We start from the raw sequence: 22,656 nt of genomic DNA, 5'->3' as shown, positions 1-22,656 counted from the left end.
GGCCCCCGGGATCTCCCCGGGGGCCTCGGCACGCCGTGATCAGACCTGGGTGCGCTCTTCGACGACCTTCAGGATCTTCGCGATGGCCTCCTCGAAGGGGATGCCGTTCTCCTGCGAGCCGTCGCGGTAGCGGAAGGACACGGACTCGTGGGACATGTCCTCGTCGCCCGCGATGACCATGAAGGGCACCTTCTGCTTCTGGGCGTTGCGGATCTTCTTCTGCATGCGGTCGGAGGAGGAGTCGACCTCGACGCGCAGGCCCTTCCTCTTGGCCGCGGTGGCGAACTTCTCCAGGTACTCCACGTGCGCGTCGCCGATCGGGATGCCGACCGCCTGGACCGGGGCCAGCCACGCCGGGAAGGCACCCGCGTAGTGCTCCAGGAGCACCGCGAAGAACCGCTCGATGGAGCCGAACAGCGCGCGGTGGATCATGACGGGGCGCTGCTTGGAGCCGTCGGCGGAGGTGTACTCCAGGTCGAAGCGCTCCGGCAGGTTGAAGTCGAGCTGGATCGTCGACATCTGCCAGGTGCGGCCGATGGCGTCCTTGGTCTGCACGGAGATCTTCGGGCCGTAGAAGGCGGCGCCGCCCGGGTCCGGGACCAGGGGCAGGCCCTGCTTCTCGGCGACCTGGCGCAGCGTCTCGGTGGCCTCCTCCCAGGCCTCGTCGGAGCCGACGAACTTCTCCGAGTCCTTGGTGGACAGCTCCAGGTAGAAGTCGGTCAGGCCGTAGTCGCGCAGCAGGCCGAGGACGAAGGTGAGCGTCTTGTCGAGCTCCTCCGACATCTGCTCACGGGTGCAGTAGATGTGCGCGTCGTCCTGGGTGAAGCCGCGGGCCCGGGTCAGGCCGTGCACCACGCCCGACTTCTCGTACCGGTACACGGTCCCGAACTCGAAGAGGCGCAGCGGCAGTTCACGGTAGGAACGCCCGCGCGCGTCGAAGATCAGGTTGTGCATCGGGCAGTTCATGGGCTTGAGGTAGTAGTCCACGCCCTCGTCGAGCTGCATGGGCGGGTACATGCCGTCGGCGTACCAGTCCAGGTGGCCCGAGGTCTCGAAGAGCTTCCCCTTGGTGGCGTGCGGGGTGTAGACGAACTCGTAGCCCTCTTCCTCGTGGCGGCGGCGCGAGTAGTCCTCCATGACCCGGCGGATGATGCCGCCCTTGGGGTGGAAGACGGCGAGGCCGGAGCCGATCTGCTCCGGGACCGAGAACAGGTCGAGCTCGCTGCCGAGCTTGCGGTGGTCGCGCTTCTCGGCCTCGGCGAGGAACTCCAGGTGCGCCTTCAGCTCGTCCTTGGTGGGCCAGGCGGTGCCGTAGATGCGCTGGAGCATGGGGTTCTTCTCGCTGCTGCGCCAGTAGGCGGCCGCGTTGCGCATCAGCTTGAACGCCGGGATGTTCCGGGTGGTGGGCAGGTGGGGGCCCCGGCAGAGGTCCTTCCAGCACAGGTCACCGGTCTTGGCGTCCAGGTTGTCGTAGATCGTCAGCTCGCCGGCGCCGACCTCGACGTCCGCGCCGTCGTCGTGCGAGGCGGAGCCCTTGAGGCCGATCAGCTCCAGCTTGTACGGCTCGTCGGCCAGTTCCTCGCGGGCGGCCTCGTCGGTCACCACGCGGCGGGAGAAGCGCTGGCCCCGCTTCTGGATCTCCTGCATCTTCTTCTCGATGGCCTTGAGATCCTCGGGGGTGAACGGCTTCTCGACATCGAAGTCGTAGTAGAAGCCGTCCTTGACGGGCGGGCCGATGCCCAGCTTGGCCTCGGGGTGGAGCTCCTGCACGGCTTGCGCCATGACGTGCGCCGTGGAGTGGCGCAGGATGTTCAGGCCGTCCTCGGAGGAGATCTCGACGCCCTCGACCTCGTCGCCGTCGGACAGGGCGTACGACAGGTCCCGGAGCTCGCCGGCCACGCGCGCGGCGATGATCGAGCGCTCGCCGGCGAAGAGCTCGGCGGCCGTAGTGCCCGTCGTCACCACGCGTTCTTCCCGCTCGGAATCGCGTTGGATGATCACACGGACGTCTGACACCGGTCTCTCCTGACTGAAGGGGGCTGCGGCGCCATACCCGAGCGCGCGCACGAGTAAGGATCGTACCGACCCGGGACGGCCCTACGCGAAATCAGTCCCCGCCGCAGGCCTCCTCGAAGAAGTCGAGGTTCTCGTGGAGCTCCTTCATCAGCCGGTCCCGCTCGGCGTCGTCGACCGCCACGGGGACCACCCCGTGGGCCCCGGTGAGGCGGCGGAATCCGCCCCGGCTCTCCAGCCGCCCCTGCACCCGTACCGGGAGTCCGACGAGGTGGGCGTGCCCGGCGATCCGGTAGGCCTCCTCGTCGAGGGTGATCCGGACGTTCGGCACGTCGGCCCCGGCCAGCACGCGCAGCCGTACCGTGCCGTCGCCGCGCGGCCCTGACCTGCGCAGCCGTATCACCGCTCCGGTGATCCGCACCGGCACGGCGGGTTCCTCGCGCAGATAGCGGGCGCCGGCCTCGCGCAGCACGGCCAGGTCGCCGGGTGAGAACTCGACGGGCTCGGCGGAGGGCGCGCAGCCCGTGGGCACACCGGCCGCCGGGGCCCATCCGACGGCGATCCGGGCGCCCTCCGTGCCCCGGACGAGGGCGACGAGGGCCTCGGTGAGCTCGTGGCTCACCCCTGCCTCGACGGCGGCGTCGAAGGCGTCCATCCCGCCGGTGGCCCGCTGGTAGTCGATGGCCTCGCGGGCGGCGAACAGGGCCTGGTGGAGGCGGACGGCCAGGGGGCGGCCACCGGCGACCGGGACGAAGGCGGTGAGGCTGCCGTCGGTGGTGGACCCGACGAGGACGTTCTCCAGGGCCGCGGCGGCGGCGCGGCGGTGGCGGGCGCCGTGGTAGCCGACCCGGGCGCGGGCGGCGAGGGCGGCCGCGAGCAGCATCCGGCGGGCGGCGCCGCGCAGCCGGTCCTCGACGGCCCAGGAGGAAGCGCCCGCGGGTCCGGCCGGGACGTCGTGCCACCAGCGGATCTCGTCGCTGGGCACGGCGAGGGAGACGAGCACCTCGCGGGCGGAGGGCGAGCCGCTGCGGGAGAGGGCGAGCAGGGCCTCGCCGAGCAGGTCGTCGCTGTCGGGGAAGGCGCGGCTCTCGGGCACCAGGAGGCTGGTGCCGCTGCCGCCGGGACCGGGCGGGGTCCAGCGGCCGTAGCGTCCGGGGGCGCCGCCGCGCCGCTGCCAGCCGTGTCGGCGCAGCAGGGCGCCCAGTACGGCCGGGTCGACGTCGACGGGCTCGGGCGGATCGCTCCGGGCGGGTTCGGCCGGGTGCGGCCGGACCTGCCGCGGTGGCTCCTCGGTCGGGCGGTGCGTCACGGTTTCCCTCCCGTCCCGACCCGCGTCATGATCTCGCACAGGGCCCGGTCGTCGAAGATGCGTGCGGTCGGTATCCGCACGGTGGTGCGGCGGCGGCCGGTGATCGGCTGTCCGGCGAGGTTGGTCCAGTAGCAGCAGTGCCTGAGGTCGAGCCGGTCGTGCCCGGCGCGCAGCCAGTCGTCCTGGGAGCGCGGCACCAGCATCACCACGAGGATCTTGTGCACCGACACGGGGGTGCGGGCGAGCTTCGCCAGGTGGTCGTTGTCGAGCGTGAAGGAGAAGGTGCGGCCGGGTGGGTCGGGCGGCACCTGGTAGGTGGCCTTGAGCTGCACCTTGATGGTGACCTCGTCGTCGACGGTGTGCCCGGGGGCGCTGTGGCTGACGTGCCAGTCGATGCCGTTGTCGGGAAAGGGCTGGGACAGCGAGCAGCCGGCGGCCGCCGCGACGGCGTGCAGATAGCCGACCTGCAGTGTCTCCATGCAGGCGGTGGTGGCGAGAGTGCCGCGGGAGGGAGCCGTGCGCTCGGGCAGCAGCCCGCCCCGTTCGGGCTGCGCAATGGCCATGGCGCCAACAGCCTTCCAGAACAAGTGATTCCCCGCTGCGGGCCGCTGAACTGCAACGACCCGTACTCCTGTTGTCTCCTTCCGGCGTACGGCGCAAACAGCCCGGGTATCACCGGATCGGGCAGCGGACGTTACGTCAACTGCCGAAGGTGAACGAGGGGTTGTGTGGCTATGACGACACTCTGGTACGAGGGGCCGCTGGCCGCCTTCGACACGGAGACCACGGGCGTCGACGTCGAGACCGACCGGATCGTGTCGGCCGCCGTGGTCGTCCAGGACGCGCCGGGTGTCCGGCCGCGGGTGAGCCGTTGGCTGGTGAACCCGGGGGTGCCGGTCCCCGCCGAGGCGACGGCGGTGCACGGACTGACGGAGGAGCACCTGCAGCGCAACGGCCGGTGGCCGGCGCCGGTGGTGCACGAGATAGCACAGGCGCTGGCCGAGCAGGCGCACGCCGGGCGCCCGGTCGTGGTGATGAACGCGCCGTTCGATCTGACCCTGCTGGACCGGGAGTTGCGCCGGCATCGCGCCTCGTCGCTCGGGCGCTGGTTCGAGTCGGCGCCGCTGTCCGTGCTGGATCCGAGGGTCCTGGACAAGCATCTGGACCGCTACCGCAAGGGCCGTCGCACCCTGACCGACCTGTGCGCGCACTACGGCGTCGCCCTGGAGGGCGCGCACGACGCGGCGGCCGACGCCGTGGCGGCGCTGGAGGTGACGCGGGCGGTGGGCCGCCGGTTCGCCTCCCGGCTGGAGCGTCTCGCCCCGGGTGAGCTGCACACCCTCCAGGCGGTGTGGCACGCGGCCCAGGCGCGGGGCCTCCAGGCGTGGTTCGCGCGCAGCGGCGTGGACGAGGCGGTCGACCCGGCGTGGCCCCTGCGTCCGGATCTGCCGGCGGCGGCTGCCTGAGGAGCCGGCGCGGGGCCCGCGAGGGCATGAAAAAAACCGGTCCGTCTGTGACGGACCGGCTGTTTCCGGTGGGCGATACTGGGTTCGAACCAGTGACCTCTTCGGTGTGAACGAAGCGCTCTCCCACTGAGCTAATCGCCCGGGAACGCACTGAACCATACAGGTCCGGGCGCGCTTCCATCAAACCGCTTCGAGGTACCCGAGCAGCCCACGCCGCCCGGACCGCATCATCAGCGCGTGGTTGGCGCGGAAGACGGGCCGTCCCGGTACGGCGAGCCGCCGCAGCAGCGTCTTGTTCACGCTGACGGCCTGGTCGTACCGCGCGAGCGTGCCCGTCCCCTGCGGTGTGAGCGTCCAGCGTGCCCAGCCCTCGAGGTCCCCGGACAGGGCGGTCTCCAGCACACCGGCTTCGGGATCGCGCCGCACCTCGCGCGCCGTGAAGGTCATGTCGTACGGCAGGACGGAGCGGACGCGGATCACGCCGGTGGTGTCGTCGAGCCGGGTCACCTCGCGGACCTCGCGCCACCAGTCCGGGTAGTCCTCGGGGCGTTCCAGCACGCCGTAGACGGTGGCGGGGGGTGCGGGCAGGGGCCACAGGCTGCGGAAGCGGTAATGGTTCCAGTCCATCCCAGCAGTCTGCCCAGGCGGGGCACGGACTGTCTGAGTACGCGCCTGAGTACCCGCACTCATGCCGTGCCGGGTGACGCGGACCACACTGCGATCCATGACCCACCTTCCGCCCCCGGCCGAGGAACTGCGGATCCTCGACGCCGAACTCCGGCAACTGGACGCCCGGCGCTCCCAGTTGCTGACCCGTCGCGCCTGGCTGGTCGCGGCCCTGCAACAGACGCGGCAGCAGTCACGCCCCTGGGCCTCCGCGCAGCCCCCGGTCGCTCCATCGCCGCGCCCCGAGACGACGGCGCCCAGCGTGCAGAACGTGCTGCTGGTCCTCGGCGGTGTCCTGCTCACGCTCGCGGCGGCGGTGTTCACGCTGGTCAGCTGGGGGGACATGGGCATCGCCGGGCGGGCTCTGGTGCTCGGCGCGGTCACACTGGCCGCGCTCGCCGCGCCCGTGGCCCTGCTGAAGCGGGGGCTGCGGTCGACGGCCGAGTCCGTGGCGGGCCTCGGGCTCGCCCTGACCGTCCTGGACGCCTACGCGCTGCACGCGGCGGCCCTCTCCGGGACGGACGGGACCGGGTACGCCGCCGTCGCGACGGCGGTGCTGGCGGCCATCTGGTCGGTGTACGGCCTGCTGCCGGTGACGTCCACGCTGCGGCTGCCCCTGCCCTCCGCGCTGGCCGTGGCGCAGGTGCCACTGCTGCTGTGGGCCCTGGCCGCCGACGCGGGTCCCTACACGATCACGGCCGCGCTGCTGGTGACGGCCGGGCTCGACGCGGTGGCGGTGGCGCGGGTGCCGGGCGGGGCGGTGCGGATCACCGCCGTCGTCGGCGCCTACGGCATGGGCGGCTGGGGCGTTCTGGGTGCGGGCTGGCTGTCCTTGACGGCAGACGGTCCGGGTGCGGCCTCCCGCGCCGGGGTACTGCTCCTGCTCGCGGCGGTGATCGCCCTGGGCGCGGCCTGGCGGGGTCCCGGCACCGGGCACGCCCTGGGTCTCGCGCTCACGGCCGGTCTGCTCGTCGTGGCCGCGCTCGGCGGGGTGGCGCGCTCCGGGCTGCCGTCGCTGTGGGTGGTTCCCGCTCATCTGGCCGTCGGTGTGGCCCTGTTGGCGGCGGTGCGGGCCGGACGGCTGCCGGACGCGGTACGGGCGGGCTTCGCGTGGGCCTCCGGTGCCGTGCAGGCGCTGGCGGTGCTGTGGACGCTGCCCGTCGTCGCCGTGGTGCTGCTGGGCCCGGCGGGTTGGCCGGCCCGGGTGTGGAGCGGTGCGCCGTCGGATGCCCGTGCGGCGGCGGTCGTCGAGGTGCCCTGGCCGCCGCACATGGAGGCGGCTCCACTCGTGCTGGTGGGCGTGGCGGCGGTGCTCGCCCTGGCGGTCCGGGCGGGGGTGTGGCGTCCGCGGGCCCGGCTCGGTGCCGCCGGGCTGCTGTGGGCCACGGCGCTGATCCTCCCCGCGGTCCTGGAGGTCCCGTACGTCGCGGGCCTGCTGGTGCTGGGCGTCGTGACGGCGGCGGCGCTGTCCGCGTGCCGGGTCACGGCGTCGGCCGCACAGGTCACGGCCCTCGTCCTGGCCCTGGTGACGGCTGCCGGCCTCACCCTGACGTCCCTTGCCTCCCAGTCCGCGACCCTCGTCGCGCTGTCCGGGCTGACGGTGCTGTTCGCCGCGGCCTCGTGGCGGGCCGGCGTCGCGCCCTTCACGGCTCCGGCCGCTCTGGTGTCCGCCGCCGCGCTGGCCTCGGCGTCGGGTGCCGCCGCGGACTGGCCGGCGGCCCGAACGGCCTTGCTGGTTCTGCTCGTTCCCGCTGCCGCCGCCCTGCTGGCGGCGCGCCTGGGCGCATCCCCGGTGACGGTGCCCGTGGAGGCCGTGGGAGGAGCCATCGGGCTGTTCGCCGTGGCGCTCGCCGTCTCCGACCCCCCGATGCTCGCGCTGGTACTGGCCCTGTTCGGGGTGATCGCCGCGGGTACGGCCCTGCGTGCCGAGCGGCGCGCCGTCGGCTATCCGGCCACGGCCCTGTTCGTGCTGGCCGCGTGGGTGCGCCTGGCCGCCTGGGACGTCGGCACGCCCGAGGCGTACACGCTGCCGGTGACGGTCCCGGCGCTGCTCGTCGGAGCGCTGCGCCGGCGCCAGGACCCGCGGACCTCCTCCTGGACGGCGTACGGCCCCGGGCTCGCCGCCACTCTCCTGCCGAGCCTCGTCGCGGCCTGGAGCGACTCGGACTGGACCCGGCCGCTCCTGCTGGGCCTGGCCGCCCTGTCCCTCACCCTGCTCGGCGGCGGCTACAACCTCCAGGCACCGCTCGCCCTCGGCGGTTCGGTCCTCGTCCTGGACGCCCTGCACGAACTGGCCCCCTACATCGTCCAGGTGACCGGCGCGCTCCCCCGCTGGGTGCTCCCCGCCCTGGCCGGTCTGCTCCTGCTGGCCCTGGGCGCGACGTACGAGCAGCGCATCAGGGACGTCCGGCGGATGCGGGATGTCCTGGGACGCATGAACTGAACCCCCGAGGGGCGTGGGGAACCGCGGGACCGGCCACGGAGGGCCCGCGGTTCCCCACGACGTCGACCTACGACGGCATCTTGTCGCCCAGCAGGGCCAGGTTCTCGATGGCGGCGAGGCCGTACAGGGCGGTCTCGTTGGTGGACACCCAAGTGGCCTCGCTGCCCGCCACCAGCGCGACCGGTCCGCTCAGCTTCTCGGTCTTCCAGGGCGCGGACTCCTTGTAGCCGTCGGAGTTGTAGAACTTCTCCCAGGCCCTCTTGGCGAGTTTCTCGTCGCCGGTCTTGACGGCCGCGTACGCGTCGAGGCGCGAGTGGCCCTGGAAGAGCAGCAGGGTGCCGAAGTTGGAACCGTAGCGTGCCGCCTGCTCGGCCTTGGTCGCGTTGAAGTAGCGGCAGTAGTCGAAGTACGCCTCGTTGAACTTCGGCATGTCGACCAGGTCGATGAGCTCGGCGCACAGCTCGTTGAGGCCGAAGACGGCCGAGAGGTGGGAGACCTCCACCTTGGCCTGGTCGGCGACGGCGAACTTGCCGGTGTCCAGGTCGTACAGGCCGCTGCCCTGGACGAAGCCGTTGGGCTGGGCGGCGATGGTCTCCATGGTGGACAGCACCCGGGCCTTGGCCTTCTCCCACTTGGGGCCCTTGCGCTCCCACTCCGTCAGCCAGGCCGACACCAGGCCGCTCCAGTCCGTGCCGAAGCCGATGGACAGGGCGTGCCGGTCGGGGGTGTACGGCTCGGTGCGGATCTTGCGCAGCGGGTCCAGGGCGAGGAACGTCTCGTCGGAGTCGACGTTGGCGTGCATGAGGTCGCCGACGCGTTCGTCCGCCGTGAGGAAGTAGTAGTAGCGCCGGTAGGTGGTGTTGGCGATGCGCTGCTGCTTGGCGCTGTCGGCGAAGTGCTGCACACCGTGGCGGGTGCCGAGGCCTGCCCATTTGCCCAGGTGGTAGACGTCGACCTCGCCGGTGTGCCGGGTCATCGCCTCGGCGAAGCGGAAGATGTCGGAACGCCCGGAGCGCAGATAGGCGAACCAGAGCCACAGGTCCGGCGACAGCTCGGAGTTGTCCCAGGCGTAGCCGCCGACGTCGTAGCGCCACTGGTGCCGGAAGGTGTCGTAGGTGTGCATGATGTCGCCGTAGTCCCAGAAGCCGTACCAGCGGCGCTGCTCCACCTGGTCCTTGTAGTAGGTGAAGAGGAAGTCCAGGTGGTCCTCGATCTTCGCCTTGGCCGGGGTGGAGCGGTCGGGTTCGGAGTACAGGCCCGGCCCGAAGACCTTGGCCTTGATGAGCTGCTTGGGCGGGGCGGCCAGTTGCGGCAGCACGCGGACGGCCTCGACCTGCTCGGCGAACCGGTCGGGGCTCGGGGTCGTCTCGTTGGCCCAGAAGAGGAGTTCGGAGGTGCGGGCGATGCCGTACGGGGTGCCGAACTCCGGCTCGTAGTCCTCGTAGGTGATGTTGAGGCCTTCGAGCTGCTCCGGGAAGGTGTCCTGGCCCATGCCGTCGTGGTAGAAGCGCATGTCCATGGGCTGCGCCTCGGGCGACCAGAGCCAGAGGGTGACCTCGGCCTCGTCGGTGTGGGCGTCCCGGATGTCGAGCTGGGCGGGGAACTTCTCCCAGAAGTCACGCAGCCCGAAGGAGAACCCGCCGCCGGCCCCACCGACGTACCCGAAGCCGGAGGCGCGCCGGCCGCCGCCCGCGGCGACCCAGCCGTGCCCCTTCTTGGTGCGCTTGCGCAGCGTGAAGCCGTCGGCGGACAGCTGCGCGAGGGTGTAGTCGCCCCACTCGGGGATGTATTGGAGCCGGGTCGTCACCCGCTGGTCCCAGGTGGCGGGGTCGGGCAGCTTCCTGCCCTCGAACTGGGCCTCCTGCACGGCCGCTCCGGGGTCCCGGCGCAGTCCGGTGATCCCCTTGACGGCTTCGCGGAGCAGTCCGGTGCCGTCGCCGCCGATGCGGATGTGGCGGTCGTACGACTCGTCCCGCAGGGGCACGGTGAAGCGGACGCCGAGGCCGCGGATGAAGTCGCCGCTGGCCTTGCCCGGCTCCTGGGTGCCGTCGTAGGTGATGGTGTGCACCATGCGGAAGGAGTCGGCGCCCGCGTAGAAGTAGAGCCTGATCGAGAAGGGCAGCCAACTGCGGCCGCCCTTGCGGTGCTTGCCGTCGACACGCACGACGGCGCGGACCGGGCCCGCTTGCTCGACCTCGACCTTGGAGATCGCGCCGTCGAAGCGCTCGGTCTTGACCGCGCCCTGGTCCTCGTCCTCGATCTCGGGCTGGCGGATCAGCACGAGCCGGCCGTTCTTCGCGATCTCGGTGGAGCCGCGGGTGACGGACTTGACGAGGGTGGAGCCGGACGTGCCGATCCGCGCGGTGATGACGCCGGTCGAGATGTCGATGGTGCCGCCGCGCTTGCCGACGGTGACCTTCTGCTCCGGGGCTGCGGGCGTCCCGGCGGTCAGGGTGAGCTTGCCGTCGCCGGAGGCGACCGCGTGCGCGGTCCACTTGAGGGAGCCGTCGGGCCAGTAGGCGATCGGCCAGGACTGCACGGGCACGGCCTTGCCCGCGGCGTCCGTCAGCGCGAAGGTCTGGTCCTTCTGGTGGGCGCCCTTGGGCCAGGGCACGCCGACGGTGGAGCCGGGTGCGGCGCCGAGGCCGCCGTCCTCCAGCCAGTCCAGGGTCACCGGGTCGCCGTCGGCCGCGTCGGCACCGGGCGCGGCCTGGGCGGCCTGGGCGCCCAGCGCCCAGCTGACCTGAGCGGCGGCTGTGGTGACGGCGGCCGCCTTGAGAACGGATCTGCGGGGGATGGGAGACATGGCGATGCTGCCTTTCCTTGTCCGTGCGGGAATCGTCCGTGCGGGAATCGCATCCATGCGCTGGTCAGGGGCGTGACAGAGAGAGGTGCGGCGCCGGGGCGCCGACCTGGAACAGGAGCCGCGGTTCAGCGGTGCCGGTAGCGCTCCTCCACGGCGACGGCCGCCGCCGCCACCGCCCCGAGGACGGGGAGCGCCAGCGGCGCGGCGAACCAGGCGGACACGGCCACCACGGCCAGCCCGCCGACGATCAGGAAGGATCCGGCCGGATCGAGCACCGTGCGGCGCCCGGCCTGCGCGAGGAGGGTCCGCCAGTGCGCGCCCGGCTCCCAGACCGCCGCCGCGCGCAGCCCCGCCACGACGAGCCCGATGAGTGCGACGACGCCGACGGCCCCGACGAGCGGCCCGCCGGGAATCCCCGCCCGGGCCGCCTGCACGTCGACCCAGACCGCGGCCACCGCCGCCCACCCGGCGAGCCCGGCGAGCCATCCGCCGCGCAGCGCGGTGCGGAAGTCGGCGGCGAACTCCCGCCACCCACCGCCCTCATGGGCGGTACGGCGCCGCAGATGCCGCGCCCCGGCGGCGAACGCGGCGGGGTAGGTGACGACGCCCAGCGAGGCCACCGCGATCCACACACCGGTCAGCAGGCACTCGGCGAACACCGCGAACCTCTCGGCGAACACCGACTCGCCCCGTGCCTTCACCCGTGTCCCGGCCATGTGCCTCAGCCCTTCAGACCCGACGTGGCCATGCCGTCGATCAGATAGCGCTGGAAGGCGAGGAAGAAGGCGAGCACCGGCAGCAGCGCGACCAGCGACATCGCGATCATGCCGCCGTAGTTGGCCAGTCCCTCCTGGTCGACGAACATCTTCAGACCGAGCGAGACCGTGTACTTGTCGGGCTCGTTGAGGTAGATCAGCGGGCCCATGAAGTCGTTCCAGGAGTTGATGAACGTGAAGATCGCGCTGGTGATCAGGGCCGGTCGGGCCAGCGGCAGCACGATCGACCAGTAGATCCGCAGGTGCCCGCAGCCGTCGAGCCGGGCCGCCTCGTCCAGTTCCTTGGGCATGTTGCGCATGAACTGCACCATCAGGAAGACGAAGAACGCCTCGGTGGCCAGGTACTTCCCGAGCAGCAACGGCGTGTAGGTGTTGATCAGCTCCAGGTTGCGGAACAGCACGTACTGCGGGATCAGCAGCACGTGGTACGGCAGCAGGAGCGTGCCGATCATCAGCGTGAAGAGCAGATTCCGCCCGGCGAACCTGATCCTGGCGAAGGCGTACGCCGTCAGCGAGCAGGACACCAGGATGCCGACGACGGAACCGACCGCGAGGAAGAGCGAGTTGAAGAAGAACGTGGAGATGGAGATGTCGGCGATGCCGTCGGCGAGGCTCGTGTAGTTGGCGATGACCGGGTCGCCCGGGAAGAGGTCCAGGCTGCCGACGATGTCCTCGCTCTTCTTGAACGACCCGCCGAGGACCCAGATCACCGGGTAGAGGATCACCGCGAGGATCAGCAGGGACCCGATGTGCCAGGCCAGGGAGCCGGGCAGCTTGTGGCGCAGCGCCCTGGCTCCGGCGGCGGGCTTGACGTCGGTGGTGGCCTGCGCGCTCATCGGGCGCCCTCCTCGTAGTGCACCCAGCGCTTCTGGGACCAGAACAGCACCGCCGTCACCAGGGCGACCGCGACGAGCAGCAGCCAGGCCATCGCGGAGGCCAGGCCCATTCGGCTGTTCTCGAAGCCCTGGACGTAGAGGTAGCAGGTGTAGACCATCGAACCGTCGGCGGGACCGCAGGCGTTGCCACCCGCCCCGCCGCCCACGATGTACGCCGAGCTGAAGATCTGGAAGGAGTGGATCGTCTCCAGCAGGACGTTGAAGAACAGGACGGGGGAGATCATCGGCAGCGTGATGTTCCAGAACCGCCGCAGCGGGCCCGCCCCGTCTACCTCGGCCGCCTCGTAGAGCTCGCGCGGGACCTGCTTGAGGCCGGCCAGGAAGATGACCATGGGGGCGCCGAACTGCCACACGGTGAGCGCCACCAGGCTGTAGATGATCATGTCCGGGTCGCCGGTCCAGCCGCCGACGTCGACACCGAAGATCTTCTGCGTACGGTCGACGATCGCGTCGTCCGAGAAGATCGCCTTCCAGACGATCGCGACCGAGACGCTCGCGCCGATGAGCGACGGCGCGTAGAAGGCGGCCCGGTAGAAGGCCTGTCCGCGCCGGCTCTGGGCGAGCAGCAGCGCCACACCGAGGGCGGCGATCAGCTTGAGCGGTGTGCCGACGGCGACGTACCAGAGCGTCACCTGCACCGAGTGGCGCCAGCGCGGATCGTCGAACATCTCGGAGAAGTTGTCGAGGCCGATCCACTTCGGCGGGTCGAACAGGTTGTAGTCGGTGAAGGCGAAGTAGAGCGAGGCGATCATCGGACCCGCTGTGAGCAGCAGGAACCCGGCGATCCACGGGGACATGAAGAGATAGCCGGCCAGGTTCTCCCGGCGCCGCCGCCGCTTGAGGGCGGCGGGGCGCTCGGGCTGCACCGGACCGTGCCGCGGCTCGGAGTCCTGGGACAGGCCCTCCATCGCAGGGGCGTGTGTCACGGTGGTTCCCATCAGGTGCCGAGAGCCGTCTTCGACTCGGTGAAGAACTGCTTGACGGCTTCCGCCACGGACCTCTTGCCCAGGGCCATCTCCTCGGCGATGCGCAGGAACGCCGACTCGCAGATGTCCGCGCCGTTGGGGTGCGGGGTGATGGGCTCGAGGACACCGGCCTTGACGAGGGACTGCTCGTAGGCGGCTATCGCCTGGTTGACCGGGTCGGTCGGCTTGTACGCGTCGAACTGGGCCTGCGTCGCGGGTACGCCCCGGTCGTAGCCCATGATCTTGGCGACCTCGGGGTCGTGCACCATGAAGTCGATGAACTGGGCGACTTCCTTGGGGTGCTGGGTGCGCTTGGAGGCGCTGAGCATCAGGGAGCCGAGGTACTGGCCGGTCTTCTTGCCGTCCGTCGTCGGGATCGGGGCCAGGCCGTACTCGCTCTTGCCCTCGGAGGTGTAGCGGACGGTGAAGTTGTCCCAGGTGAACTCACCACCGGCGAGCTCGGCCGAGACCGCAGACTTGGGCTTGATCTGGGCGACCTTCTTGGCGTCGGCGTAGACGCCGTCCTTGATCCCCTTCTCGGCCTTCGTCCACCAGTCCGTCAGATCGGCCTCGGTGAAGCCGAGCCCGTCGGCGGTGAAGAAGGCCTTGCCGTTCTGACGCAGGTACAGGTCGTAGAGGTACATGACGCCGTACATGCCGCTGTCGCCGGCGCGGCCCGTCTTGTCGCGGATCTTCTTCATCGCCGCGTCGAAGTCGTCCCAGGTCCAGCCCTGCTCGGGCGTGACGCCGGCGCGGGTGTAGACGGGCTTGTCGATGACGAGGGCCATCGAGTTGGAACCGACCGGGACGCCGAGGAGTTTGCCGTCGACCTCGCCGAACTTCTCGAGACCCGCGCGGAATCCCTCCATCCGGAGGTTCCCGGCCTCGGCCTGCTCGCTGAGATCGAGCAGGACGTTCTTCGCGTCGTATTTCCGGAGGAAGCCGATCGCATTCTGGAACACGTCCGGCGGATTTCCGCCGGAGGCTTGGGTGTTGAACTTCTTCCAGAAGTCGAGATAAGGCTGGAAGTCCGTTTTCACCTTGATCTTCGGGTACTTCTTGTGGAAGAGATCGATGGTCTTGTTGATTCTCTCGGCGCGGTCCTCCGCACCCCACCACGCATAACGGATCGTCACCGTCCCGTCGGCGGAGGCCCCGCCGTCCCCACCGCACCCGGTCGTCGCGGCCAGCCCCAGCGTGGCTGCCGTGGCTCCGGCCGCCTTCAGGATGGTACGTCTCTCAACATTCCTGCCGTTCACCACGGTTGGACCTCCCCGCATGTCGTGCCGCTCGCATGAATCGTTTCAAGTAAGCGCTTGCTGGCACAAGGTACGGAGGGGCTGAGAGTGCGTCAATGATTCGGACAAGAATTTCTTACCGGAGCGGTGGGTGACGGCGGCCGCCGAGGAGGTGGATCCCGGGCGGCGGCCGACGACGCCGCTGGTGGCGGGCCGATAGCCGGGTGACGGGCACACGGAACCGGGAGGGGCGAGCCGGGCCGGTGCCGGGCGCGGCCGGAAATCGACGGTGGGGGTGGCGGGAGGGGGCGCGGGGACGAGCGCCCGTTTCAGCCATGCGGTGCCGGGGTGGCGTGTTGCGCGTGAGCATCGGCGTGAGCGGGCTTCGGGCGGGAGCGGCGACGTCGGAGGCAGCGGTCGACCCGTCGGCGGGACCCCGATCACCCGGGGGAGCAGCCTTCCCGGGGGCTGTGGTCGCACCCACGGGCGGGATCCCGACCACCCGGCAGAGCGGCATTCTCGGAGGCCACGGCCATACCCACAGGCAGGGTCCATGGCCACACCCGCAGGCAGGATCCCGACCACCCAGCGGAGCAGCCTCCCCAGAAGCCATGGCCGGGCCCGTCGGCGGCATCCCGATCACGCGGCAGAGCGGCATTCTCCGAGGCCATGGCCGCACCCACGGACGGGACCCCACCCACCCGGCGGAGCAGCCCTCAGGAGCCATGGCCACACCCGGAGGCACGATCCCGACCACCCAGCGGAGCAGCCTCCCGGCGTCGTGGTCGCGTCCGCAGGCGGGATCCCGATCACCCCACCGGCGTTCCTCTCGGCGCCCAGGGCGACCCGTGCGGCGTGCGGTCGCGCCACCAGTCTGGCCGGTTCCGACCCCTCGCGCCGCCTCCGGCTCGGCCCGCTCGGAGCGGGCGCGGCCGGCCTCGGTGGCCGGAACTCTGTGTTACCGAGGCCGTCGCGAGCGTCCGGCGGAACACCCGGCCGGACACCTCCCGCTACCGCGCGGCGCTCTGAGGATCCGGCCCGTACGGAACCTGCCCGCCGGGCCTCACGGCGGGAACAACGACGGCGGCCCACCTGCGCTTGCGCAGGTGGGCCGCCGGTCCGGGTGGGCGATACTGGGTTCGAACCAGTGACCTCTTCGGTGTGAACGAAGCGCTCTCCCACTGAGCTAATCGCCCGGACGCAGGAAGAACATTACCCCATGTCAGGGGGTGCCTGTGACCCTCACTGGTCCTTGATCTTCCACGGCATCGTGATGCCGAACTTCCACAGGTAGACGCCGACCAGCACGCCCACGATCACCAGCCCGATCGACGTCAGGATGATGTTGCGGCGGCGCACCTTGGGATCGAGGGCGCGCTGGGCCGCCTCGGTGACCTTCCGCTTGGTCCAGCGGAGCACCAGCTGGGCCCAGACGAACTCCGTCGCCCAGATCGCCATGCCGCCGAAGATCACGACCCAGCCCGGCCCGGGCAGGGGCAGCATGATGATGCCGGCCACGACCACCGCGAGCCCGATGATGAAAACGCCGACCTGCCAGCTCACGTGCAGCGCCCGACGGGCCTTGATGAATTCCGGCGCCCGCGAACCGAGCCCGCGGTCCTGCTCGCCGTGCACCTCGCCCGTCCCCGTCTCGTCCGACGCCACGGCCACCTCGCCCGGCTCGTTACTCCCCGTATTCATACGGCCAAACACTACCCGAGCGAAACCAGTCACCGGAATGGACGCACGACGCGAACGATCTCTCGGCCGGAAGAGTTACGTAAAGGCACGCAAAACACTCAGAGGGGTTTACAACGGCACCGTAGGTGGCATGTCGATTTCGCCGACGTGCGAATCCCCGAGCGCACACTGAGCGAAAGGCCCTGGCGCTTATGAACACCACGGTCAGCTGCGAGCTGCACCTGCGCCTCGTTGTGTCGAGCGAGTCCTCCCTGCCTGTCCCCGCAGGCCTGCGGTACGACACGGCCGACCCCTACGCCGTGCACGCCACCTTCCACACCGGAGCCGAGGAAACCGTCGAGTGGGTGTTCGCCCGCGACCTCCTCGCCGAGGGGCTTCACCGCCCTACGGGCACCGGCGACGTCCGTGTCTGGCCGTCGCGCAGTCACGGTCAGGGCGTCGTGTGCATCGCCCTGAGCTCGCCGGAGGGCGAGGCCCTGCTCGAGGCCCCGGCGCGGGCCCTGGAGTCCTTCCTGAAGCGGACCGACGCCGCCGTGCCGCCCGGCACGGAACACCGGCACTTCGACCTCGACCAGGAGCTCTCGCACATCCTGGCGGAAAGCTAGGGCGAGGCCCCCTCAAAGCCGCCCGGCGCCGTCGACTCGGGGAGACGGCTCGGGCCCGGACAACCGCACATGGCATGACACCGGCGCCGTCACCGCGGCTCGAACGCGGTACGGCGCCGGTTCGCGTCCGGTGCCCCTCCCCCGCTGCCGCGGCGCGGGAACCCTGGCGGGCCCGGCGGCGTTGTATTCGAAGCCATGTGCGGGCATGAGGGCGGTCCGGCGGTGGTGGAGCCGTTACCATCGGCCAGCATCGGCGGGCGCCCGCCCGACCCTCAGGCCAGGGAGCAAATCGTGCTGATCACCCACGACACCCGGTGCGCCCTCGACACCGTGGTCGATCTGGTGAACACCGCACCGGAGGACGACACGGCGACCGACGGGCTGCCGGATGTCGCGACCCTCACGGACTTCGTGCGGAACCACGAGATCAGCGATGTCGGGGTGCTCTCGGAGTTCGACCTCGCCGCAGTGCTCAAGATCCGCGAGCGCTTCGCCGCCGTCTTCGCCGCCCCCGACGCTCGTGCCGCGGCCGGGCAGATCAACGAACTGGTCGCGGCCGCCGGCACCACGCCCCGGCTCACGGACCACGACGGCTACGACTGGCATGTGCACTACTTCGCGCCCGGCGCCTCCGTCGCCGACCATCTGGCCGCCGACTGCGGCATGGCCCTGGCGTTCTTCGTGGTGGCGGGCGAGCAGGAGCGGCTGCGGCGGTGCGAGGCGCCCGACTGCCGGCGTGCCTTCGTCGACCTGTCCCGCAACCGCTCCCGGCGCTACTGCGACAGCCGCACCTGCGGAAACCGGCTGCATGTGGCCGCGTACCGAGCGCGCCGCAAGGAGGCGGCGGGCTGAGGCTCGCCGCCGGGCCACGGTCAGGGGGGACAGGGAGTCGATGCCGACGCGGCCCCGGCGGATGGCGCCGGGTACCGCGGGTACGGCTCACAGCAACAGCAGATCGTGCAACGAGGCCATGAGCAGCAGGCTCCCGATCACCGCCAGGAAGATCATCAGCGGTGGCTGGGACAGGGCGAAGAGGCAACCACGCGGCTCGTCCCGCCGGGGACCTGGCTCGTCCTGCGGCGGTGCGGGGTCGCTCTGTTTCGTCGTGTCGAGCATCTCGCGGCGATGATGACGCAGTCGCCCGGCCGGACGCGATCAGTGCCCTCGATCCGTGCGGGAGTGGGCCGATTCCGTGAGGTCCGGTTCGGGTTGTGATCATTTCCGCGCGCCGGTGGACGCACTGTGACGATTCAGCCCCGAGCGGGCTGCCCCGTCATATGCCGTGCTTCTTGAGGATGGCCTCGATGTCGCTGAAGTCGTCCTCGCCGCGGGACGCCTTCGCGGGCCGGGTCGCCGGGCGGGTGCCCTGGCCCAGGGAGGGCGCCGCGGCGGTGGGGGCCACCGCATCGGGCCGGCCGGCCTCGCGGGCCGCCGCCCGGCGCTCCTTGCGGGTGCCGCCCCGGCGGCGCTCCACGGCCCGGGTGGTCATGAAGAGCACCCAAGCCAGTCCGAGCACCCCGAACCCCGCCCAGGCCGTCGGGCTGAACGCGGTGTCGGCCAGCCACTCGACGACTCCCGTCATCACCAGGCCGATCGGCACGAGGGAGTAGGCCGCGATACGGACCGCCGCGAGGTAGCGCTTGCGGTACGCCGTGACGATCGCAATGCCCAGTCCTGCCGCGGAAACGGCGGAGCAGACGGTCTCGGCAATCATCCGGTCCTCCAGGCGTGGCGGGGTCGGGTCGGGCACTTCGTCCCTTCCATCCTGCACCCGCCGTACCCCGGGGGGCCATGCCACGGCCCGAGATCAGGGACATCTCCGGGTCACCTCCTTCGCAGGTGCCGGTGCGGGCGGCACCCGCGGTCCGCACTGCTGGGAGACTGTCGGCATGAGTGACTTCTCCTCCGACCGTTCCGCCGCCCCCGTCCTCGAGGTCTGGTGCGACCTCCAGTGCCCGGACTGCCGCACCGCGCTGGACGATCTCCATGCCCTGCGCGCCCGCTACGGCGACCGCCTGGAGCTGCGGCTGCGGCACTTCCCGCTGGAGAAGAACAAGCACGCCTTCGCCGCCGCGCAGGCCGCGGAGGAGGCGTGGGAGCAGGGCCGCGGCTGGCCGTACGCGGAGGCCCTGCTGGGGCGGGTCGAGGAGCTCTCCCGTAAGGGGGAACCCTTCCTGGTCGAGCTGGCCCGCGAACTGGATCTGGACGCCGAGGAGTTCGACACCGCGCTGGTCGACGGCCGGCACATCCTGATCGTGGACGCCGACCAGGCCGAGGGCAAGGCGATCGGCGTGACCGGCACCCCGACGTACGTCATCGGCGGTGAGCGGCTCGATGGCGGCAAGAGCCAGGAGGGCCTGCGCGCGCGTATCGAGGAGATCGCGGACCGGCTGCTGGCCGGACAGCAGCGCTGACCGCCCTCGCCCGAGGCCGGCCGGGCAGGCCCCCTGACCGCGCCCCGCTGCGGGCCGCCGCCGCAGGGGCGTCACAGCAGCGGCTTGTACATGGCGTACAGCTCGTTCTCGTAGCCGAGGGAGGCATAGAGCCGTTCGGCCGGGGTGTTGCCGGCGAAGACGTTGAGGCCGAGGGTCCGCCTGCCCTCGGCGATCGTCTGGGCCTCGGCGAGCAGCAGCAGCGTGCGGCCGTGGCCCTTTCCCCGGTGGGCGGCGTCGGCTTCGACGTCGTAGACGAACCCGCTGCTCTCGCGCACCGCCAGCCACAGGGTTCCCACGGGTGTCCCCAGGTGCTCGACGACGCTGATGAGCATGCCGGGGGTGGCGAGGCCCCCGGGCAGCAGATGGGCGTGGTCGCGCTCCGACTTGGCCCGGGCCTCGGCCTCCGGGACGCCCCGGTCGATCCAGCTGCGCGCGTAGTGGTCCAGGCCCTTCTCCAGCCAGGGTCCGAACTCCGCCTCGGTCATGGGCCGGGCGCGACTGCCCTCCGGCAGGCCGGGCGGGGTGTCGCCGAGCCGCTTCACCATGCCGCGGTTGCGGACGACGTAGCCGAGCGCCGTGGCGAGCCGGAACCCCGCCTCGGATTCGGCGGGGACGGCCGCCTCCACCCGGCGGCACCCCCAGCCGCGCGCCACCTCCTCCGCGGCGAGCGCGGCGACCGTGCCCCGGCCCCGCCTGCGGTCCGGCTCGTCGATGTGCAGCTTCGTGATCCGGGCCACTTCGGGGCCGAAGACCGGGTGCGTGCCGAGGTGTATCGCCCCCACGGGACGGCTGTTCACACACACCTGGAAGCGGCGCGAGCGCGTCCCGTCGGCGTTCTGCTGAAGCGGCTCGATCGGCCGCAGGGTCGTGGTCATCACGGGTGTTCTACCCGCAACCACGGCCCTGTTCAGCCGAATTTCCGGGTCTTTCAGGGGTCGAGGTCGTTCCCCGCCCGCTCGTCGAAGATCCGCATGGCCTTGGCGGTGACCGGGCCCGGCGCGCCGGGCAGCTCACGGCCGTCGACGCGGTGCACCGCCTGCACGTCCCGCAGGGTGGACGTCAGGAAGATCTCCTCGGCCCGCCCCAGGACGTCCAGTGGCAGGTCGGTCTCCTTGGCGCCGGTCCATTCGACCGTCAGCGCGCGGGTGATGCCCGCGAGGCAGCCCGAGGCGACCGGCGGTGTGTGGATCTCGCCGTCCAGGACGACGAAGACGTTCGACCCGGTGCCCTCGCACAGCTGCCCCACCGTGTTGCCGAACAGCGCCTCGGACGCGCCCTGTTCGCGGGCTCGGGCGAGGGCGACCACGTTCTCGGCGTACGAGGTGGTCTTCAGGCCGGTGAGCGCGCCGCGCTCGTTGCGGGTCCAGGGGACCGTGATCACGGCGGTGGAGTCGGGGCGGCGGGTCGTCGCGCCGAGGGCGACGACCAGGGTCGGGCCGTGCTCGCCGCGGTCGGAGCCGAGGGGGCCGTGGCCGCCGGTGTAGGTGATGCGCAGGCGGCCGAGCGGCACGGGGTTGGCGTCGAGGACGGCGGCGCAGGCGCGGCGCACCTCGTCGTGGTCCGGGTCCGGCAGGCCGAGGCCGCGCGCGGAGCGGGTCAGCCGGTCGAGGTGCCGGGTGAGCGCGAACACCCGGCCGTCCACGGCCTTGACCGTCTCGAAGATGCCGTCGCCCACGGTCAGCCCGTGGTCGAAGACGGAGACGCGGGCGGACTCGGTGTCCTGCAGAGCGCCGTCGAGCCAGATCTTCACGTCAGGTCCTCTCCACTCACCTCGTACACTCCCGACGCTATCGCGAGCAGCCGGGACGCCTTCAGCTCGGTCTCCCGCCACTCCCCCTCGGGGTCGGATCCCCAGGTGATGCCGGCCCCGGTGCCGAAGCGCAGCATGCCGTCGGCCCGGTCGATCCAGAAGGTACGGATGCCCACGGCCAGCTCCGCGACCTGCCGGTCGGCGTCGACCCAGCCGATGCCGCCGCAGTACGGCCCCCTGGGCGCCGTCTCCAGCGCGTCGATGATCCGCAGCGCGCTGGACTTGGGCGCGCCGGTGACCGAGCCGGGCGGGAAGGCGGCGCCGAGCAGTTCGGCCCAGCCGGCGCCCCGCGCCAGCTCGCCGCGGACCGTCGACACGAGGTGGACCAGCCCCGGGTGCTTCTCGACGGCACACAGGTCGGGGACCGTGACACTGCCCGTGGCGCACACCCGCCCGATGTCGTTGCGGACCAGGTCCACGATCATCACGTTCTCGGCGTAGTCCTTCTCCAGCAGGTCCGCCTCGGTGCGGCCGGTGCCCTTGATCGGCCCGGACTCCACCACGCGGCCCTCGCGCCGCAGGAAGAGCTCGGGGGACGCGGTGGCGATCTCCACTCCGTGCCCGGGCAGGCGGATCGTTCCTGCGTACGGTGCCGGGTTGCCGCGGGCCAGCAGCGCGGTGAGCGCGTCCACGTCGGCGCCGGGCGGGACGGGCGCGGACAGTACCCGGCACAGGTTCGCCTGGTAGACCTCGCCGGCCGCGATGTGCTCGCGGATCCGCCGCACTCCGGCCGTGTACGCGGCGCGGTCGAGCGAGGACGTCCAGTCACCGGCGGCCGGTCCGTGCCATGCGCCGGGCACGGCGACGGGCACGGCCGTTGTGCGGACCTCCGCGAAGCGTGCGCAGGTCAGGCGGCCTTCGAAGTCCGCGCAGACGGCCCAGAAGCCGCTGGACTCCAGGGCCTCGGGGTCGTCGGTGACGTCGAGGAGCCCGGTGGCGACACGGTTGCCGAAGCGGGCGAGAGGAGGGAGGTCGTGCACGTCGTCGAGTCTAGGGCGGGTGTCCCTCGGGTGGCCGGGGGATGTCCGGTCGGGCGGCCCTGTGACCTCGCTGAGCAGGGGAAGCGCAGCACGCTGCACAAACGCGTTTTTGTGCTGGCCCCGGAATCCGCTAGAGTTCAACACGTCGCCGGGCCGCGGGAGCGGTCCGAAACGACAGGCGGACGTAGCTCAGTTGGTAGAGCGCAACCTTGCCAAGGTTGAGGTCGCGAGTTCGAACCTCGTCGTCCGCTCGAAGGAAGAGGGGGCTTCCCGGCCCCCTACACTCCTGGTGGAGTGGCCGAGAGGCGAGGCAACGGCCTGCAAAGCCGTCTACACGGGTTCAAATCCCGTCTCCACCTCCAAGGACGATTAGCTCAGCGGGAGAGCGCTTCCCTGACACGGAAGAGGTCACTGGTTCAATCCCAGTATCGTCCACTGGATCTTCCAAGATCCCGACCCGCGCGATTAGCTCAGCGGGAGAGCGCTTCCCTGACACGGAAGAGGTCACTGGTTCAATCCCAGTATCGCGCACGCAGTGCCCATGATC

The 22,656-nt window shown here is 71.2% G+C and carries 20 protein-coding genes and 6 tRNA genes; 9 read left to right on the top strand and 17 right to left on the bottom strand.

All coding sequences use genetic code 11. The features are described 5' to 3' along the window. Positions 1 to 39 precede the first annotated feature (39 nt). The 3 genes from thrS to ACFZDE_RS29825 form a co-directional block, all read right to left on the bottom strand. Positions 40 to 2,016 carry a threonine--tRNA ligase gene (gene thrS / locus ACFZDE_RS29835; RefSeq protein WP_391204951.1) on the bottom strand — a complete coding sequence of 659 codons (1,977 nt, stop codon included), beginning with the start codon at positions 2,014 to 2,016 and terminating at the stop codon, positions 40 to 42. A gap of 91 nt (positions 2,017 to 2,107) precedes the next feature. Continuing rightward, entirely contained in the window at positions 2,108 to 3,322 is a 1,215-nt protein-coding gene (locus ACFZDE_RS29830; protein ID WP_391204948.1) for a hypothetical protein, read from the bottom strand. After that, positions 3,319 to 3,885 (bottom strand): DUF4365 domain-containing protein, encoded by a 567-nt coding sequence (locus ACFZDE_RS29825; RefSeq protein ID WP_391204945.1) that lies wholly within the window; start codon positions 3,883 to 3,885, stop codon positions 3,319 to 3,321. The genes ACFZDE_RS29830 and ACFZDE_RS29825 overlap by 4 nt, the downstream gene beginning before the upstream one ends. Before the next feature lie 171 nt (positions 3,886 to 4,056). Here ACFZDE_RS29825 and ACFZDE_RS29820 point away from each other — a divergent pair, with 171 nt between their 5' ends. After that, positions 4,057 to 4,788 (top strand): exonuclease domain-containing protein, encoded by a 732-nt coding sequence (locus ACFZDE_RS29820; RefSeq protein ID WP_391204942.1) that lies wholly within the window; start codon positions 4,057 to 4,059, stop codon positions 4,786 to 4,788. 69 nt (positions 4,789 to 4,857) lie between these two features. On the opposite strand, the gene ACFZDE_RS29815 is transcribed toward ACFZDE_RS29820, so the two are convergent. Next, a tRNA-Val gene (locus ACFZDE_RS29815) sits at positions 4,858 to 4,929 on the bottom strand. A 39-nt stretch (positions 4,930 to 4,968) separates the two neighbouring features. Continuing rightward, entirely contained in the window at positions 4,969 to 5,415 is a 447-nt protein-coding gene (locus ACFZDE_RS29810) for an SRPBCC family protein (protein WP_391204939.1), read from the bottom strand. A gap of 97 nt (positions 5,416 to 5,512) precedes the next feature. Here ACFZDE_RS29810 and ACFZDE_RS29805 point away from each other — a divergent pair, with 97 nt between their 5' ends. Then, the gene (locus tag ACFZDE_RS29805) at positions 5,513 to 7,897 is read left to right on the top strand and encodes an SCO7613 C-terminal domain-containing membrane protein (RefSeq protein ID WP_391204936.1); all 2,385 of its coding nucleotides are present in this window, start codon (positions 5,513 to 5,515) and stop codon (positions 7,895 to 7,897) included. A 67-nt stretch (positions 7,898 to 7,964) separates the two neighbouring features. On the opposite strand, the gene ACFZDE_RS29800 is transcribed toward ACFZDE_RS29805, so the two are convergent. The 7 genes from ACFZDE_RS29800 to ACFZDE_RS29770 form a co-directional block, all read right to left on the bottom strand. Further along, the gene (locus tag ACFZDE_RS29800) at positions 7,965 to 10,703 is read right to left on the bottom strand and encodes a Tat pathway signal sequence domain protein (protein ID WP_391204933.1); all 2,739 of its coding nucleotides are present in this window, start codon (positions 10,701 to 10,703) and stop codon (positions 7,965 to 7,967) included. 125 nt (positions 10,704 to 10,828) lie between these two features. After that, the gene (locus tag ACFZDE_RS29795; RefSeq protein WP_391004804.1) at positions 10,829 to 11,419 is read right to left on the bottom strand and encodes a hypothetical protein; all 591 of its coding nucleotides are present in this window, start codon (positions 11,417 to 11,419) and stop codon (positions 10,829 to 10,831) included. A gap of 5 nt (positions 11,420 to 11,424) precedes the next feature. Continuing rightward, the gene (locus ACFZDE_RS29790; protein WP_391004802.1) at positions 11,425 to 12,315 is read right to left on the bottom strand and encodes an ABC transporter permease subunit; all 891 of its coding nucleotides are present in this window, start codon (positions 12,313 to 12,315) and stop codon (positions 11,425 to 11,427) included. Beyond that, the gene (locus tag ACFZDE_RS29785) at positions 12,312 to 13,313 is read right to left on the bottom strand and encodes an ABC transporter permease subunit (protein WP_391204930.1); all 1,002 of its coding nucleotides are present in this window, start codon (positions 13,311 to 13,313) and stop codon (positions 12,312 to 12,314) included. Before ACFZDE_RS29785 ends, ACFZDE_RS29790 begins: the two co-directional genes overlap by 4 nt. Then, entirely contained in the window at positions 13,313 to 14,620 is a 1,308-nt protein-coding gene (locus ACFZDE_RS29780; protein ID WP_391204926.1) for an extracellular solute-binding protein, read from the bottom strand. The genes ACFZDE_RS29785 and ACFZDE_RS29780 overlap by 1 nt, the downstream gene beginning before the upstream one ends. Positions 14,621 to 15,702: 1,082 nt before the next feature. Continuing rightward, a tRNA-Val gene (locus ACFZDE_RS29775) sits at positions 15,703 to 15,774 on the bottom strand. A 46-nt stretch (positions 15,775 to 15,820) separates the two neighbouring features. Next, positions 15,821 to 16,279 carry a TIGR02611 family protein gene (locus tag ACFZDE_RS29770; RefSeq protein ID WP_391004796.1) on the bottom strand — a complete coding sequence of 153 codons (459 nt, stop codon included), beginning with the start codon at positions 16,277 to 16,279 and terminating at the stop codon, positions 15,821 to 15,823. Positions 16,280 to 16,470: 191 nt separating this feature from the next. Here ACFZDE_RS29770 and ACFZDE_RS29765 point away from each other — a divergent pair, with 191 nt between their 5' ends. Both ACFZDE_RS29765 and ACFZDE_RS29760 read left to right on the top strand, forming a co-directional pair. Continuing rightward, positions 16,471 to 16,884: an SsgA family sporulation/cell division regulator gene (locus ACFZDE_RS29765; RefSeq protein WP_004002642.1), complete on the top strand. Its 414-nt coding sequence runs from the start codon at positions 16,471 to 16,473 to the stop codon at positions 16,882 to 16,884. 291 nt (positions 16,885 to 17,175) lie between these two features. Next, positions 17,176 to 17,736: a CGNR zinc finger domain-containing protein gene (locus tag ACFZDE_RS29760; RefSeq protein WP_391004794.1), complete on the top strand. Its 561-nt coding sequence runs from the start codon at positions 17,176 to 17,178 to the stop codon at positions 17,734 to 17,736. An 87-nt stretch (positions 17,737 to 17,823) separates the two neighbouring features. On the opposite strand, the gene ACFZDE_RS29755 is transcribed toward ACFZDE_RS29760, so the two are convergent. Further along, positions 17,824 to 18,000 (bottom strand): hypothetical protein, encoded by a 177-nt coding sequence (locus ACFZDE_RS29755; protein ID WP_358567337.1) that lies wholly within the window; start codon positions 17,998 to 18,000, stop codon positions 17,824 to 17,826. A 157-nt stretch (positions 18,001 to 18,157) separates the two neighbouring features. Continuing rightward, positions 18,158 to 18,598, bottom strand: coding sequence for a hypothetical protein (locus tag ACFZDE_RS29750; protein ID WP_391004793.1), 441 nt, complete (start codon positions 18,596 to 18,598; stop codon positions 18,158 to 18,160). 175 nt (positions 18,599 to 18,773) lie between these two features. Here ACFZDE_RS29750 and ACFZDE_RS29745 point away from each other — a divergent pair, with 175 nt between their 5' ends. After that, complete coding sequence (locus ACFZDE_RS29745; protein ID WP_391004791.1) at positions 18,774 to 19,298, top strand: DsbA family protein; 525 nt, start codon at positions 18,774 to 18,776, stop codon at positions 19,296 to 19,298. A gap of 71 nt (positions 19,299 to 19,369) precedes the next feature. Here the strand turns inward: ACFZDE_RS29745 and ACFZDE_RS29740 are convergent, their stop codons facing one another. From ACFZDE_RS29740 to ACFZDE_RS29730, 3 genes are read right to left on the bottom strand one after another with little or no spacing between them, the layout of a single operon-like run. Further along, the gene (locus tag ACFZDE_RS29740) at positions 19,370 to 20,194 is read right to left on the bottom strand and encodes a GNAT family N-acetyltransferase (RefSeq protein WP_391004788.1); all 825 of its coding nucleotides are present in this window, start codon (positions 20,192 to 20,194) and stop codon (positions 19,370 to 19,372) included. 53 nt (positions 20,195 to 20,247) lie between these two features. Then, complete coding sequence (locus ACFZDE_RS29735) at positions 20,248 to 21,069, bottom strand: aminotransferase class IV (RefSeq protein WP_391204923.1); 822 nt, start codon at positions 21,067 to 21,069, stop codon at positions 20,248 to 20,250. After that, on the bottom strand, positions 21,066 to 22,109 hold the full coding sequence (locus ACFZDE_RS29730) for a chorismate-binding protein (protein WP_391204920.1): 1,044 nt from the start codon (positions 22,107 to 22,109) through the stop codon (positions 21,066 to 21,068). Before ACFZDE_RS29730 ends, ACFZDE_RS29735 begins: the two co-directional genes overlap by 4 nt. A 178-nt stretch (positions 22,110 to 22,287) precedes the next feature. Between ACFZDE_RS29730 and ACFZDE_RS29725 the strand changes: the two genes are divergently transcribed. The 4 genes from ACFZDE_RS29725 (at position 22,288) to ACFZDE_RS29710 (ending at position 22,640) form a co-directional block, all read left to right on the top strand. Beyond that, a tRNA-Gly gene (locus ACFZDE_RS29725) sits at positions 22,288 to 22,360 on the top strand. Between the two features lie 37 nt (positions 22,361 to 22,397). Then, positions 22,398 to 22,471 (top strand) — tRNA-Cys (locus tag ACFZDE_RS29720). A 1-nt stretch (position 22,472) separates the two neighbouring features. Continuing rightward, positions 22,473 to 22,544, top strand: a tRNA-Val gene (locus ACFZDE_RS29715). Between the two features lie 24 nt (positions 22,545 to 22,568). Next, positions 22,569 to 22,640: transfer RNA gene (locus ACFZDE_RS29710), tRNA-Val, on the top strand. Positions 22,641 to 22,656 lie beyond the last annotated feature (16 nt).

This window comes from Streptomyces sp. NPDC007929 (assembly GCF_042959065.1).
Classification (GTDB): Bacteria; Actinomycetota; Actinomycetes; order Streptomycetales; family Streptomycetaceae; genus Streptomyces.
Note: the sequence above shows the minus strand (reverse complement) of the source record. Positions and strands in the feature narration are given on the sequence as shown.

Excerpts from the sequence above, each read along its gene's own strand:
- ACFZDE_RS29770 (WP_391004796.1), bottom strand. The coding sequence starts at position 16,279 with ATGAATACGGGGAGTAACGAGCCGGGCGAGGTGGCCGTGGCGTCGGAC.
- ACFZDE_RS29795 (WP_391004804.1), bottom strand. The coding sequence starts at position 11,419 with ATGGCCGGGACACGGGTGAAGGCACGGGGCGAGTCGGTGTTCGCCGAG.
- ACFZDE_RS29745 (WP_391004791.1), top strand. The coding sequence starts at position 18,774 with ATGAGTGACTTCTCCTCCGACCGTTCCGCCGCCCCCGTCCTCGAGGTC.
- ACFZDE_RS29825 (WP_391204945.1), bottom strand. The coding sequence starts at position 3,885 with ATGGCCATTGCGCAGCCCGAACGGGGCGGGCTGCTGCCCGAGCGCACG.
- ACFZDE_RS29820 (WP_391204942.1), top strand. The coding sequence starts at position 4,057 with ATGACGACACTCTGGTACGAGGGGCCGCTGGCCGCCTTCGACACGGAG.
- ACFZDE_RS29790 (WP_391004802.1), bottom strand. The coding sequence starts at position 12,315 with ATGAGCGCGCAGGCCACCACCGACGTCAAGCCCGCCGCCGGAGCCAGG.
- ACFZDE_RS29765 (WP_004002642.1), top strand. The coding sequence starts at position 16,471 with ATGAACACCACGGTCAGCTGCGAGCTGCACCTGCGCCTCGTTGTGTCG.
- ACFZDE_RS29800 (WP_391204933.1), bottom strand. The coding sequence starts at position 10,703 with ATGTCTCCCATCCCCCGCAGATCCGTTCTCAAGGCGGCCGCCGTCACC.
- ACFZDE_RS29780 (WP_391204926.1), bottom strand. The coding sequence starts at position 14,620 with ATGCGGGGAGGTCCAACCGTGGTGAACGGCAGGAATGTTGAGAGACGT.
- ACFZDE_RS29810 (WP_391204939.1), bottom strand. The coding sequence starts at position 5,415 with ATGGACTGGAACCATTACCGCTTCCGCAGCCTGTGGCCCCTGCCCGCA.
- ACFZDE_RS29740 (WP_391004788.1), bottom strand. The coding sequence starts at position 20,194 with ATGACCACGACCCTGCGGCCGATCGAGCCGCTTCAGCAGAACGCCGAC.
- ACFZDE_RS29805 (WP_391204936.1), top strand. The coding sequence starts at position 5,513 with ATGACCCACCTTCCGCCCCCGGCCGAGGAACTGCGGATCCTCGACGCC.
- ACFZDE_RS29785 (WP_391204930.1), bottom strand. The coding sequence starts at position 13,313 with ATGGGAACCACCGTGACACACGCCCCTGCGATGGAGGGCCTGTCCCAG.
- ACFZDE_RS29750 (WP_391004793.1), bottom strand. The coding sequence starts at position 18,598 with ATGATTGCCGAGACCGTCTGCTCCGCCGTTTCCGCGGCAGGACTGGGC.
- ACFZDE_RS29755 (WP_358567337.1), bottom strand. The coding sequence starts at position 18,000 with ATGCTCGACACGACGAAACAGAGCGACCCCGCACCGCCGCAGGACGAG.